The sequence below is a fragment of the Thermalbibacter longus genome (assembly GCF_023806485.1).
Lineage (GTDB): Bacteria > Chloroflexota > Chloroflexia > Thermomicrobiales > Thermomicrobiaceae > Thermalbibacter > Thermalbibacter longus.
Genome location: NZ_JAMSLR010000002.1, coordinates 258,535 through 271,338, shown reverse-complemented (window position 1 = coordinate 271,338; position 12,804 = coordinate 258,535). Strand labels below are relative to the sequence as shown.

12 protein-coding genes and 1 tRNA gene are annotated in these 12,804 nt (G+C 68.2%); 6 read left to right on the top strand and 7 right to left on the bottom strand.

Features of this window, described 5'->3' with window-relative positions:
- The first annotated feature begins 43 nt into the window (after positions 1–43).
- A complete protein-coding gene (locus NET02_RS04330) occupies positions 44–349 on the top strand; it encodes a cupin domain-containing protein (RefSeq protein ID WP_284056145.1) in 306 nt (101 codons plus the stop codon).
- Positions 350–506: 157 nt separating this feature from the next.
- Here NET02_RS04330 and NET02_RS04325 read toward each other — a convergent pair whose 3' ends face one another.
- Entirely contained in the window at positions 507–686 is a 180-nt protein-coding gene (locus NET02_RS04325; protein ID WP_284056144.1) for a hypothetical protein, read from the bottom strand.
- Positions 687–977: 291 nt separating this feature from the next.
- On the opposite strand from NET02_RS04325, the gene NET02_RS04320 reads away from it, so the two are divergent.
- Positions 978–1,811: a beta-keto acid cleavage family enzyme gene (locus NET02_RS04320; RefSeq protein WP_284056143.1), complete on the top strand. Its 834-nt coding sequence runs from the start codon at positions 978–980 to the stop codon at positions 1,809–1,811.
- 4 nt (positions 1,812–1,815) lie between these two features.
- Entirely contained in the window at positions 1,816–3,285 is a 1,470-nt protein-coding gene (locus NET02_RS04315; protein ID WP_284056142.1) for a M81 family metallopeptidase, read from the top strand.
- A gap of 70 nt (positions 3,286–3,355) precedes the next feature.
- Here the strand turns inward: NET02_RS04315 and rho are convergent, their stop codons facing one another.
- The 4 genes from rho to NET02_RS04295 form a co-directional block, all read right to left on the bottom strand.
- Positions 3,356–4,654, bottom strand: a complete 1,299-nt coding sequence (gene rho / locus NET02_RS04310) for a transcription termination factor Rho (protein ID WP_284056141.1) — start codon at positions 4,652–4,654, stop codon at positions 3,356–3,358.
- A gap of 408 nt (positions 4,655–5,062) precedes the next feature.
- A complete protein-coding gene (glpX, locus tag NET02_RS04305; RefSeq protein ID WP_284056140.1) occupies positions 5,063–6,055 on the bottom strand; it encodes a class II fructose-bisphosphatase in 993 nt (330 codons plus the stop codon).
- Between the two features lies 1 nt (position 6,056).
- Positions 6,057–8,984 (bottom strand): helicase C-terminal domain-containing protein, encoded by a 2,928-nt coding sequence (locus tag NET02_RS04300; protein WP_284056139.1) that lies wholly within the window; start codon positions 8,982–8,984, stop codon positions 6,057–6,059.
- A gap of 15 nt (positions 8,985–8,999) precedes the next feature.
- A complete protein-coding gene (locus NET02_RS04295) occupies positions 9,000–10,163 on the bottom strand; it encodes a M20/M25/M40 family metallo-hydrolase (protein WP_284056138.1) in 1,164 nt (387 codons plus the stop codon).
- 440 nt (positions 10,164–10,603) lie between these two features.
- Here NET02_RS04295 and NET02_RS04290 point away from each other — a divergent pair.
- The 3 genes from NET02_RS04290 (at position 10,604) to NET02_RS16555 (ending at position 11,905) form a co-directional block, all read left to right on the top strand.
- Positions 10,604–10,676 (top strand) — tRNA-Arg (locus NET02_RS04290).
- 609 nt (positions 10,677–11,285) lie between these two features.
- Positions 11,286–11,516, top strand: a complete 231-nt coding sequence (locus NET02_RS04285) for a DUF433 domain-containing protein (protein ID WP_284056137.1) — start codon at positions 11,286–11,288, stop codon at positions 11,514–11,516.
- A complete protein-coding gene (locus NET02_RS16555) occupies positions 11,513–11,905 on the top strand; it encodes a DUF5615 family PIN-like protein (RefSeq protein ID WP_347710995.1) in 393 nt (130 codons plus the stop codon). The genes NET02_RS04285 and NET02_RS16555 overlap by 4 nt, the downstream gene beginning before the upstream one ends.
- Before the next feature lie 109 nt (positions 11,906–12,014).
- Here NET02_RS16555 and NET02_RS04280 read toward each other — a convergent pair whose 3' ends face one another.
- Positions 12,015–12,203 (bottom strand): hypothetical protein, encoded by a 189-nt coding sequence (locus NET02_RS04280; RefSeq protein WP_284056136.1) that lies wholly within the window; start codon positions 12,201–12,203, stop codon positions 12,015–12,017.
- Positions 12,200–12,484, bottom strand: a complete 285-nt coding sequence (locus NET02_RS04275; RefSeq protein ID WP_284056135.1) for a hypothetical protein — start codon at positions 12,482–12,484, stop codon at positions 12,200–12,202. Before NET02_RS04275 ends, NET02_RS04280 begins: the two co-directional genes overlap by 4 nt.
- Positions 12,485–12,804 lie beyond the last annotated feature (320 nt).

Below are 12,804 nucleotides of genomic sequence, written 5' to 3'. Positions count from 1 at the left end.
TCGTAGCAGGCGCCTGGAGCGATTGGCTAGGAGGAGCAGGGTGGTGCCCGAGGGGACGCATGCGGAACGACCGCTGGCGGTACCGACTCGCCAGCTCGAGACCGATCGAGTGATCGTGACCGAATGGCGGTTCGCGCCGGGCGCACACACTGGCTGGCACGTACATGCCTACGACTACGTGGTGGTGCCGATGACGACCGGCCAGCTCCGGCTCGACACCCCCGATGGTCCAGCAACGGCCGAGCTGGTGGCTGGCCAGGCCTATAGCCGGAGCAAGGGCGTGGCCCACGACGTGATCAACGAGAACCCCTTCGAGTTCGTCTTCATCGAGATCGAACTGAAGGGGTGAGGTAGGCCTCAACGCGCAGCGAACCCCTGGCCCGTGATGCCAGGGGTTCGCGCACGTGCTCGCCTGTGCCAGGCTAGCCGGCCGGGGCGAGCCGATCGGGACTACCTGGTGGACGCGTCTCGCGCCCACCAGGGCGCGCAATGTTGCGCTAGTTGCGCTAGTAGATCAGCGCGCGGCTGACAACGCGCCGCACCGACTCGAAGTCGCGCCGGGCCTCGCTGGCGCTCGGCGCGCCGGCGCCCGTCCGGCTCAGCAGCGCGCTGTAGTAGTCCTCGAACATCAGATCGGTCCCGGCACCGTCGCGGAACCGGCGGAGCAGCTCACTCAGCGTCCTCATCTCTTGACCCTCCGTCGTCGAAGTGGCAGCGCCGAAGCACAACCCTTTTGCACACCGCTTCTACTATATCACAATATCGCGATATGTGCAAGTCCGCAAAGTGCGGTTGCCCATCCCTGATCACAGAGGACTCGAACATCTCTTCCGGGCACCGGCCCCGCCGGCAACACAGCCGCATCTCGCGATCGCCCTCGCGCCTGCGCGAGCCTCTCTCGTCTTCCGCTGCGCCACGCCGACCGGTACACTGCGGCCGGTTGGCACTAGTCCCTGAGCAGGAGAGCGGAGCGAGCGATGGACAAGCTGATCATCTCGGTGGCGACCACCGGAAGCTGGACCACCAGGCAGCAGACACCGTATGTCCCGATCACTGAAGAGGAGATCGCCGAGCAGGCCGTGCAGTGCTGGCGCGAGGGCGCCGCCATCGTCCACATCCACGTGCGCGATGACGAGGGCCGGCCCACCTGCGACCCGGCCCGCTACGCCCGGGTGCGCGAGCTCATCCGTGCCCGCGGCTGCGACCTGATCATCAACATGTCGACTGGTGGCGGGGCGGGCCAGGTGCCCGACGAGGAGCGGATCGCCCCGGTGCGGCTGCGGCCGGAGATCGCCTCCTTCGACGCCGGGTCGCTCAACTTCGGCGAGCGCGTCTTCGTCAACTCGCCACAGTTCCTCGAGGCGCTGGCACAGGAGATGCAGGCCTACGGCGTCAAGCCGGAGATCGAGTGCTTCGAGAGCGGCTTCATCGAGAACGCCCGCCGCTTCATCGAGCGCGGCCTCTTCCAGCCGCCCTACTGGTTCCAGATGGTGCTCGGTGTCCGCGGCGGCGCGCCGGCCACTGTCGACCAGCTCGTCCACATGGTGCGCCAGCTCCCGCCGAACTCCCTGTGGTCGGTGTGCGCCATCGGCCGGCACCAGCTCCCGCTGAACGTGGCCGCGATGGTCATGGGCGGGCACGTCAGAACCGGGCTGGAGGACAACATCTACTACTCGTACCGGGTACTGGCCGAGGGCAACGCGCCGCTGGTGGCCCGGCTGGTTAGGATCGCCCGCGAGTTAGGCCGCGAGGTGGCCACCCCGGCCGAAGCGCGCCAGATCCTCGGCCTGCCCGAGCAGCCGGAGGCCTAGGCCCGTGCGGGTCGCCATCGCCGAACTATCGCACGAGACGAACGTCTTCAGCAGCGTGCCGACCGACCTGGCCGCGTTCGAGCGTTCCGGCATCCGCCGGGGTGCAGAGATGGTCTATGCCTTGCGGGGCACCGCGACGACCATCGCCGGCTTTCTCGATGCCGCCGAGCGTGCTGGCTTTACCGCGCTGCCCATCCTCGCCGTCTGGGCGACCCCCTCGGGGACGGTCACCCACGACGCCTTCGAGGCGCTGGCCGGGGAACTGGTGGACGGGCTCGAACGGGCTGCCCCGCTCGACGGCGTGCTGCTCTCGCTCCACGGAGCCATGGTAGCCGAGCACGCCCGCGACGCCGACGGCGAGCTCCTGCGACGAGTCCGCGCGGCCGTTGGGCCGGACATACCGGTCGTCGCGGTGCTCGACCTGCACGCCAACATCAGCGCGTCGATGGTGGAAGCAGCCGACATCCTGATCGGCTACGATACGTACCCGCACGTGGACCAGCGAGAGCGTGGGCGAGAGGCGGGCGACCTGCTGGTTCGGCTCATCCGCGGCGAGATCCGGCCAGCGAAGGCGCTGGTGAAGCCGCCGATGCTGCCGACCTCGCAGAACATGACGACCGATCGTGACCCGATGCGAACACTGATCGCCCGAGCGCACGAGCTCGAAGCGATGCCTCACGTGCTGAACGTGACCGTCGCAGGTGGCTTCCCGCCGGCCGACGTGCCGGAGGCTGGGCTGAGCGTCCTGGTCACGACCGACGGCGACCCGCCCCTGGCACAGGAGCTGGCCGAGGAGCTGGGGAAGCTGGCCTGGGAGCTACGCGAGGGCTTCCTCGGTGGTGTCTCCTCCTGGGATGAGGCAGCCCAGGCGATCCGCGAGGTCCGATCCGGGCCGCTTGTTCTGGTGGACATCGCCGATAACCCCTGGACCGGCGGCCCGGGCGACAGCGCCGAGCTGCTGCGCTTCCTGCTCTCGAACGGTGTCCGGGACGCAGCCCTGGCGCTGATCAAGGACCCAGACGCCGTCGCGGCCTGCCTGGCGGCCGGGGTAGGGCAGACCGTCGAGCTCGAGCTGGGCGGCAAGACCGACCGCCTGCACGGACCGCCGTTGCCGGTTCGCGGCTACGTGCGCATGCTCTCCGACGGGCGCTACGTCAATCGCGGGCCGATGCACGCCGGAGTCGTCGTCGACCTGGGACGCAGCGCCGTGCTGGTCTGCGACGGCGTCGAGGTGCTCGTCACCGAGCGCGCTGAGTCGCCGATCGACCTCAACGTCTTTCGCTCGCACGGCATCGAGCCGTCCGAGCGCCGGGTGATCGCGCTCAAGGGGAAGGGGCACTTCCGAGCTGCTTTCGAGCCGATCGCCGAGCGGGTGGTGCTGGTAGAGGGCCCAGGGATTACCGGCAGCGATCTGACCCGGCTGCCGTTCCGGCACATCCGGCGACCGATCTGGCCGCTCGATCCGTTGCCGTGAACCGGGCCGACCGCCGGCCGCGAGGAGACGGCGACTGACTGCCACCGTCCCGACACCACCGGCGGTCGCGCTAGATGTCCTTGTTGAGCGTGGCCAGGAACTCGGCGTTGTTGGCTGTCTTGGCCAGCCGGCCCAGCACCAGCTCGGTGCCGTCGGTACCGCCCAGCATCGAGACCATGCGCCGCATCGTCCAGACCTGGCGCAGGGTCTGCTCGTCGAGCAGCAGCTCCTCGCGCCGGGTACCCGAGCGCTGGATGTCGATCGCCGGGTAGATCCGCCGCTCGGCCAGCTTGCGGTCGAGATGCAGCTCCATGTTGCCGGTCCCCTTGAACTCCTCGTAGATGACGTCGTCCATCCGGGAACCGGTATCGATCAGACAGGTGGCGACGATGGTCAGGCTGCCGCCGCCCTCGATGTTTCGGGCAGCGCCGAAGAAGCGCTTGGGCGGGTAGAGCGCCACCGGGTCGATACCACCGGAGAGGGTTCGCCCGCTCGGCGGGACGGCCAGGTTGTAGGCGCGCGCCAGCCGGGTGATCGAGTCGAGCAAGATCACCACATCGTAGCCGCACTCGACCAGCCGCTTGGCCCGCTCGAGCGTCATCTCGGCCACCTTGATGTGGTCCTCGACCGGCTCGTCGAAGGTCGACGAGATGACCTCCCCCTCGACCGAGCGGCGCATGTCGGTGACCTCCTCCGGTCGCTCGCCGATGAGGAGGACGATCAGGTGGATGTCCTTGTAGTTCGCGGTAATGCCGTTGGCGATGTGCTTGAGCAGGATGGTCTTGCCGGCCTTCGGCGGGGAGACGATCAGCCCGCGCTGGCCCCGCCCGATGGGCGCGACCAGGTTGAGCAGCCGGGTCGAGAGGATGTGCGGTTCGGTCTCCAGGTTGATCAGCTCCATCGGGAAGATCGGCGTCAGGCTATCGAAGTTGGGCCGGCGCCGCGCGGTCTCCGGATCCATGCCGTTGACCGTCTCGACCCGCAGCAGGCTGTAGAACTTCTCGTTCTCCTTGGGAGGCCGCACCTGCCCGGCGACCCAGTCGCCGGTGCGTAGCCCGAAGCGGCGGATCTGCGACTGCGAGACGTAGACGTCGTTCGGCCCCGGCAGGTACCGCTCGCCCCGGAGGAAGCCATACCCCTCCTCGACGATCTCGAGCACGCCCTGGCCGAAGATGCCGCCCTGCTGCTCGGTCTGGATCTGCAGGATACGGTTGATCAGCTCGGGCTTGCGCAGGCGGGTCGCGCTCTGAATGCCGAAGTCGCGAGCGATCGTCTGAAGCTCTTCGAGCGATTTCGTCTCGAGCTCAGACACGGTAAGGCCGGCTGCCTCCTTGACCTCCTCCACGGATGTCGGTGTCGTCGTCTTCATGGTTTCCGATTCCTCCTCTAGGACAGTTCTAGACTCTGGTCTCGCTGGATCTGCGGGGGCACGACCAGGCATCGGCACGCGAGGCGGATGCCGTCGCGCCGGGAGTCGGCGCTGGGGGCCCAGCGCCCGACAGGCGACTGTGGGAGAGCAGGCTCCTCATCCCGTATCGGTCCTCACCCTCGAGGCGATGAGGGTGCCGCGCACACTGCTGCCGGCTGCAACGCCACAGCCGCGCAGCGCGTAGCGGGGTCTAGCCCTGCAGCGCAAGGATCCAACCTATCGTCGGTGTTGAAACGCGGCAACGGTGCCGATTCCGCGTTGGGCTTATCGTCATCCAGTCGTTACCGTGCGGCGGAGGATGAGGCGGGAGCGAAGAATACGGTACCCGCGACATCTACTTTAGCACACTTACCTTGTCTCGTCAAAGGGCAACGCCTCGTACTCCCGCAGCTTCCCGAGCCGGTGCTCCGCCTCGATCCGCCGGATCGTGCCGGTGCGCGACCGCATCACCAGCGAGTGCGTCCGCGCTCCCTCATGCGTAAAGCGGACGCCATCGAGCAGGTCGCCGCTCGTGATCCCGGTCACGGCGAAGAACACGTTGTCCGAGCGAACCAGGTCGTCTGTGTGCAGCACCTTGTTGAGGTCGAGGCCAGCCGCTTCGGCCGCCTGGCGCTCCTCCTCGTCCCGCGGGTAGAGCGTGCACTGGATCGCCCCGCCGACGCACTTGAGTGCGGCCGCCGCCACCACCGCCTCCGGGGAACCGCCGATGCCCATCAGCACATCGACCCCGGTCTCCGGGAAGGCGGTCATCAGCGCGGCGGCGACGTCGCCATCGGTGATCAGCTTGATCCGCGCCCCGGCCCGCCGGATCTCCTCGATTAAGTCCTGGTGCCGCGGGCGATCCAGCACCACCACCGTGAGCAGCCGTACGCTCATCCGCTTGGCATCGGCGATACGGTGCAGGTTCTCGGTCGGAGAGCGCGTGATGTCGATCGCGTGCGCGGCTTCGGGCCCGACAGCCAGCTTGTTCATATAGACGATCCCCGGCGGGTAGTACATCGACCCGCGCTCAGCCAGCGCCACCGTCGAGACGGCTCCCGGCATGCCGTTCGCGCAGAGCCGGGTCCCGTCGATAGGGTCGACGGCCAGGTCTCCCTCCGGGGGCTCCCCAGTTCCCACCTCCTCGCCGATGTAGAGCATCGGCGCCTTGTCCTTCTCGCCCTCGCCGATCACCACCACGCCTTTCATGTGGACGGTCGAGAGCATGCGTCGCATGGCGTTGACGGCGGCCTGATCGGCCGCGTTCTTATCGCCCCGGCCCACCCACCGGGCAGCCGCCAGGGCAGCCGCTTCCGTCGTGCGCACCAACTCCATCGCTAGGTTGCGATCGAGGTTGTCCACCTTACGCCTCCTCTCCAGCCGGCGACGTCGCCAGGAACGTCTCCTGGCGCCGATGCAACCACTCGCTGGCCTTGCTCGGCAGCTCGGCGAGTGTTGTCACCTCGAGCCGGCAATCCGGCAGCGAGCGGAGGAATGTCCGACCATAACGCCGGCTCAAGATCCGCCGATCCAGCACGACACAGACGCCGTAGTCGGTCCGGCTCCGGATGAGCCGCCCGAACCCCTGCTTGAGCCGCAGCACGGCCTGTGGCACCGCGTACTCCTGGAACGGGTCCGCGAACTGCTCGCTCCGCGCGGCGAACACCGGGTCGGTCGGCACCGAGAACGGCAGCTTCGCGATGACGAGCACGCTGAGCGCCTCGCCCGGAATGTCGACCCCCTCCCAGACGCTGTTCGTCCCCAGCACCACCGTCTCCGGCCGGCTCTTGAGCCGCTCGACGAGCTGGCGCGGGCTACCGTCGATCCGCTGGCCGAGCACCAGGATCCCGGCCGTCTCCAGCGGGCGCTTGATCGCCCGGTAGGTGCTCTGCAACGCGCTGTGCGAGGTGAAGAGCACCATAGCCCGGCCCCGCGTTGCCCGCAGCAGTGGCACGAGCACCTCGTTGAGCTGTCGCTGGTACCCTGGCTCTCCCGGCTCCGGCAGGTCTTCGGCCACGCACAGGAGCGTCGAGGACGCGTAATCGAACGGCGAGGGGACGAGCAGCTCCCGCGCCTCGGGGAGTCCCAGCCGCTCGCGGATATAGCCGAACGACCCCTCGATCGTCAAGGTCGCCGAGGTCAGCACGACTGAGTCGCAGCGACTGAACAGATGCTCGCGCAGCGGGCCGGAGACGTCCAGCGGAGCCATATTGAGCGCCACCTGACCGGTGCTGGGATTGAGCGAAAGCCAGTATACCCGCTCCGGGGACGGGGCCGCGACCGTCTCGACCAGGCGATCGTGCAGCTCATGGCCGACGCGGACGAGCAGATCGAGCTCGGTGACCAGGTCATCCTGACTCGGGAGCTCGTCGCCGGCGAGATCGCCGAGCCGGGTCAGCGTCCAGCTCAGCGCGCCAAGCAGGCCGCGCAGCTCGATCGCGACGTCCTCCGCCGCCTCCTCGACCAGATCCCAGGCCGGATCGTGCCGCACGGCGGCCGTCAGCCGCACCTGGCGCTCGTAGCTCCCCTGGTCGACCTGGTAGCGCAGCGCGAAGTCGCCGAGCTGGGTGAACAGTCGCTCGACCTGCTGGATCCCCCGCTCCACCGTTGGCAGAAGCCCCTCGATCCTGGCGTGCAGATCCTGAGCCAGGTCACGCGCCCGGCGGGCGGGCACGTCGGCCAGCGCCTGCCAGAGCTCGCCGAGCACTCCGCTGAACCGGCCCAGGCTATCGAGCGAGAGGCTGCGCCGGAAGAGATCCCGCACCTGCTCCTGGGTGAGCCGGAAGCCGAGCTGGGCAGTGGCCTCGTCCTCCAGGTTGTGCGCCTCATCGATGACCAGGTGGCGGTACGGCGGCAGGACGCGGTTGTCGGCCAGCATGTCGGAGAGCAGGAGCGCGTGGTTGACGATGACGATGTGCGCGGCTTCGGCCTCCGCCCGTGCCCGGAAGAGGAAGCACTGGTTGCGGCGATGGAAGACGCAGCGCCCAGGCACGCACGCGCCCTCCTCCTCGGCGAGCTGGGCCCAGACAGCTTGCTCATCGGGGCTAAGATGCAGCTCGGCCCGGTCGCCAGTGTTCGTCTGCGGCAGCCAGGCGGTGATCTTCGCGTACAGCAGCGCCTCGGCCGGCGAGCGCGCCGGCTCGCGCTGGCGCAGGAACCAGCGGCGCAGGCAGAGATAGTTGCTCCGCCCCTTCAGCACCGTGGCCCGGAAGGCCGCGGCCGGGGCCAGCTCAGGGTCGCGGCGGGCGGCTTCCTCCAGCGCCCGCCTCAGCAGCGGCAAGTCCTTATTGAAGAGCTGATCCTGGAGCGCGATCGTGTTAGTGGAGATCACCACCGTCTCGCCGCGCTCGACCGCATGCAGCACCGCCGGCAACAGGTAGGCCAGCGACTTGCCGGTACCGGTGCCGGCCTCGACGAGGAGCTGACCGCCGCGGTTCAGCGTCTCCGCCACCGCTTCAGCCATCTGCACCTGCTGGGCCCGCGCCTCGTAGGCTGGGAACGAGCGAGCCAGCGGGCCGTCCTGGCCATACCAGGCGCGCAGCCGGGCCAGGTCGATCGGCCGCGCGCGGCCGGTCGGCTCCAGCCGCTCGGGACGATCGCGCTGGAGCAAGAAGACTGCCTCCGGGGCATGGCTCACGCCCGGCAGCGCGGCTCGCAGCCGCTCAGCCAGCAGGTCGGCCAGCCCGCCAGCGCCCTGGCCGGTCAACTCGCGATGCACCTCGTCGAAGAGGCGAGCGACCGGCAGGCCAGCCGAGCGGGCGTAGTCGGCCAGCCGGCGCAGCGTCTCCGGGTCGTACTCGAGCAACAGATCGCGCAGCCCGAGGAAGACCGCCATCGTCGTCTCGACGTCGGCCATCGCCCGGTGCTGCTGGTTGACCGAGATACCCAGCCGCGCGGCGATGCTTGCCAGGCTGTAGGCCGGCAGATCCGGCAGCAGGATGGTGGCGAGCTGGAACGTGTCGTAGACGGGGTTCTGGAGAGCCAGCCCGGCCGCGGCCAGCATCTGCAAGTCGAACTCCGGCGACTGCCCGACGATCGGGTGGTTGCGGACGAACTCGCGCAGCCTGGACGCGACCGCGCTGAACGGCGGCGCCTGGCGCAGGTGGCGCATGGTGAGCCCGGTCAGGCTGGTGATGGACAGCGGCACCGTCGCCCGCGGGCGAACCAGCGTCTCCCAGCGATCGAGGACGCGGTCGTCGCGAAACTTGATCGCGGCGATCTCGATGATCTCGTCGCGCTCGGGATCCATCCCGGTCGCTTCGAGGTCGAGCGCGACGTAGATCTCGCTCACGCGCGGAACCCTCTTCTAGGCCGAGCGTTCTGGCGAGGGCGCCGGGCCGGCCCCGACGGGGAACTGCTGGACCAGCCGGACGAGCTGCGCCAGGCCCAGCCGGATCGGCTCGATCTCGATGCGCTCCTGTAGCGTATGGCTTCCCCGGCCCCGGGTCAACCCGACGCAGACCGCCGGGATCCCGTGCGCGATCGGGATATTGGCGTCGGTGCTCGAGGCGTCGAGCGCAGGCTCCAGCCCCAGCTCGCGGAGCACCCCGATAGCTGCCTGCACCAGCGGCGCTTCGACCGGCGTCTGGCCGGCCGGCCGCTCGCCCAGCACCTCTTCGGCGATCTCGACACCGTCCACCCGGTGGCGCTCGACGATGCCGGCCAGCGACTGGCTGAGCCGGGCCAGTTCGGCTGGATCGATCGAGCGCAGATCGATCACCGCCGACGCGCTCGGGGCGATCGTGTTGACCGAGACACCACCCTCGATCAGGCCGACGTTGTAGGTCGTCTTCGGCTCCTTGGGCACCGGCAGCCGGGTCAGCTCAGTGACGATGCTGGCCAGCACGTGGATCGCGCTGGGCTGCCCGAAGGCACCCCAGCTATGCCCGCCCGGCCCCGTCACGGTGAGGCGCAGCCGCAGGGAGCCGACCGCGATGTGGGTGACCCGTCCCAGGTTGTGGCCTTCGACCGCGATGACCGCGCCCAGCTCCGGGCCGTACCGCTCGACCAGCGCGCGGATGCCGCGCAGGTTGCCGAGACCCTCCTCACCGACGTTGGCGGCCAGCAGCAGGTCGCCCGGCGTCCGCGCGCCGGCGGCCTGGAGAAGGTCGACCAGCGTCAACAGGGCGGCCAGCCCCAGGCTGTTATCGCCGATCCCCGGGCCCTGCAGCCAGCCCTCCCCGTGCTCGACCGAGATCGGCGTCTCCGGCGGGAAGACCGTATCGAGATGGGCGGCCAGCAGCAGGGCCGGCGCGCGCCCCTCGCCTGGTCGCCGCGCCACCACGTTGTCGAGACTATCGACCTCCACTGCCAGGCCGCGCTGGCGGAACTGCTCCGCCATGAAGCGAGCGCGCTCGGCCTCGTGGAACGTCGGGGCCGGGATCGCGCAGATACGCGCGGTGAGATCGACGATGCGGGGAAGATGCTCCTGGATGAGGCTACCGAGCCGATCGTCCTGTCGTCCCTGCATTGTCCACCTTGATCACGGGATACGAAATGCCACGCGCCCGGCGCCGGCTCCTGGCGCCGGGCCAACAGCTCGCGCGACCGGTTCTTGGTGCACCGCTCGGAACGACCAGCGCAGAAGCCCGATCGCCAGGCTAGTGTAGCACAGCCTATGTTCGGCCGCTCCTGGCCGGCCAGCACCCCGGCGGAGCAGCAGAAACCTGACGTGTGTGGAGTGATCCCTTAGGGCTCGGGGTGCTCGGCTCGCCCGGCGTGAACCCTGACACCCGCGGGCCGGTCCACCAGCGGGGCGATCCTCGTGCCAGTCTCTCTGCATGAACCCTGACGCGCGTGGGCCGGTCAGGTACAATAGGAGAGGCCCGAATGGGCGTTCGGACGGCTGGGTAGCTCCGCGGAGCGGGCATCTGCCTCGAACGTGGCCCGAGCGTCCGGGCGAGCGAGCATGCCCCCGTAGTTCAGCGGATAGAACGGCGGCCTTCTAAGCCGCATGTCGCAGGTTCGAATCCTGCCGGGGGTGCCGTGGTTTCGCGCTCTGCCCCTCCAAGGCAGGCCGGCCGGCTCGGCCGCCTCGCTGTGACCGCGGTCAGCCGCCACCTAAGCTGCCAGTCGTCCCACCCTGCATCGGTCGCTTCCCTCGTGCCGGCTCGGGCTGAGCTACCAGCGCCGGCAGTGATGCGCACCACCCAGCCCGAGAGCGATGCTAGCTGCACCGTGCAAGCGTGAGTGCCCGCAGCCTCCTGGAACCAGCCCATCGCCAGTGCCGTGACGGCCCCTGACTGGTCATAGTTGACCGGCGGTGAGATACCAGGCCGGCTCGCGCGGGAAGACGAGGCCCCCGGTGACTGGGGGCCGTCCACGGTCGGGAGAGAGACGCACCCGACACCTGGCGAGAGCGTTCGAGAGCACCGCGTCCTCGGGGCGTGGTAAATTCCCCTCGCCGGTGACCATTTCGAGCCGGACAGAGCTCGCAGGCGCCTCGCCAGTGAGGTCGCACGATGGGCAGGCAGGGTGGGAGCCGTCGCACAGGTGATCGAGCAGAGATGACCAGGTACCATTGGTGGAGACGCGCAGAGGATAGTTGGCGCCGGTAACGCCTGGGCAGTGATTGCGTGATGGGAGCAACGTCATGGACTGGCGAGAGCGGATCACGGTCGACCCGGAGGTTCTCATGGGCAAACCGGTGATCAGGGGCACGCGGCTCGCCGTGGAGTTCATTATCGACCTGCTCTCACAAGGCTGGTCGGAAGAGGACATCCTCCGGAACTACCCGGGGGTAACAATCGAGGACATCCGCGCCTGCCTGCGGTATGCGCAAGAGGTTTTGAGCACCGAGCGCGTCTATCCAATAGGGCCATGATGCGACTCCTTGCGAACGAAAACGTGCCTGCCGCAGTCATCGACCGGCTGAGAGAGCTCGGTCACGACGTTGCGTGGATAAGGGTAGAGAATCCGGGTTGGCCAGATAGGAAGATCCTGCGGAGGGCAGCTACCGAGGATCGAAACCTGATGACCTTCGACAAGGATTTCGGAGCGCTCGCCTTTCATGCCGGTCTCCCGGCATCTTCCGGCATCGTTCGACTGCGGCTGAATGCACCCCTCTCCCGAAGAACTGGCAGACAGGGTGACCGCCGCATTAGAAAGCTCGATTACCTGGGAAGGATGTTTCACCGTCATCGAGGAGAACCGCATCCGTGTTCGTCCCTCGCAGCGCAGGCAGAACGGGCGAAACGCGCAGTAGTACCCTGACCCGCATCCCCAGCCACCCGGCGCCGAGCCCTGGCGGAATGCACTTCGCGGTCCATATGCCGATGGCTGAACCCTCAAAGCGCTCTTCGGTGCATGGCTGGCGAGCCGCTCACCAGCCGCGGGCAGCGAGGGTATCCGCGCCCAGCCTCCCGAGCTGTATCCGGTACGGTTCCGGGTGTTCGGGTGGTACTCGAAGTGCGCTCGCTCGAAAGCACTGCACGGTCAGGCCCCTGGCCGGGTTGGTGAACTCCTCGCTGATCGGGTAGCCGAAGAGCGCGAGCGACTCCCAGAAGCTCACCCGGGATCCCCGAACTCCAGCCCATGCGACTGCCAGTAGGCGCGGAAGCCGAAGCAGAGCCGGTGCCCGGTCTCGCGGATGAAGGTGCAGTGAGCATCGCTGCCCGTCTCCGCCGGGAGCGGGCGGAATGCCTCGGTACGACCACGGTCACGCCGTCGATCCGCGGCGAGAAGCCTTCCCCAAGCACGCTGACGAGCCTCCGCTCGGACAACGCCGGCTCCGAGCACCACCGTGAAGGCCAGGGACAGGGACAGCACGATCACGACCAACCATGAACGCACCGTTGTCTCAGATCAGAGCGGGTAGCAGTACACGGGAGACAGGGAAACAACGGCAATCCCCCACCGCCCCGATCCTATCAGCTCTTAATTACGTTATGCCCGCAGGCCGGCTTCACTCGGTAGCTATGAGGAAACCTGGTACTTGCGACTTCGCCGCTGAACCTGCTATCGCGCCTGGCTTTCCTGTCCATAAGACCATAACGCTGTCCCGTAGGCGTGAGTTGACGCCCCTGATTCGCGGACGTATCCTGCCGGACGATAGACCGGTAAGATAGCTTCGTGGTGGTCCTCGACGCCATCGTCCAGCCGGTACGCCGCAG

Bases quoted from the DNA above. Each gene is read 5' to 3' on its own strand.
- NET02_RS04325 (WP_284056144.1), bottom strand. From the start codon at position 686: ATGAGGACGCTGAGTGAGCTGCTCCGCCGGTTCCGCGACGGTGCCGGG.
- NET02_RS04320 (WP_284056143.1), top strand. From the start codon at position 978: ATGGACAAGCTGATCATCTCGGTGGCGACCACCGGAAGCTGGACCACC.
- rho (WP_284056141.1), bottom strand. From the start codon at position 4,654: ATGAAGACGACGACACCGACATCCGTGGAGGAGGTCAAGGAGGCAGCC.
- NET02_RS04295 (WP_284056138.1), bottom strand. From the start codon at position 10,163: ATGCAGGGACGACAGGACGATCGGCTCGGTAGCCTCATCCAGGAGCAT.
- NET02_RS04285 (WP_284056137.1), top strand. From the start codon at position 11,286: ATGGACTGGCGAGAGCGGATCACGGTCGACCCGGAGGTTCTCATGGGC.
- NET02_RS16555 (WP_347710995.1), top strand. From the start codon at position 11,513: ATGATGCGACTCCTTGCGAACGAAAACGTGCCTGCCGCAGTCATCGAC.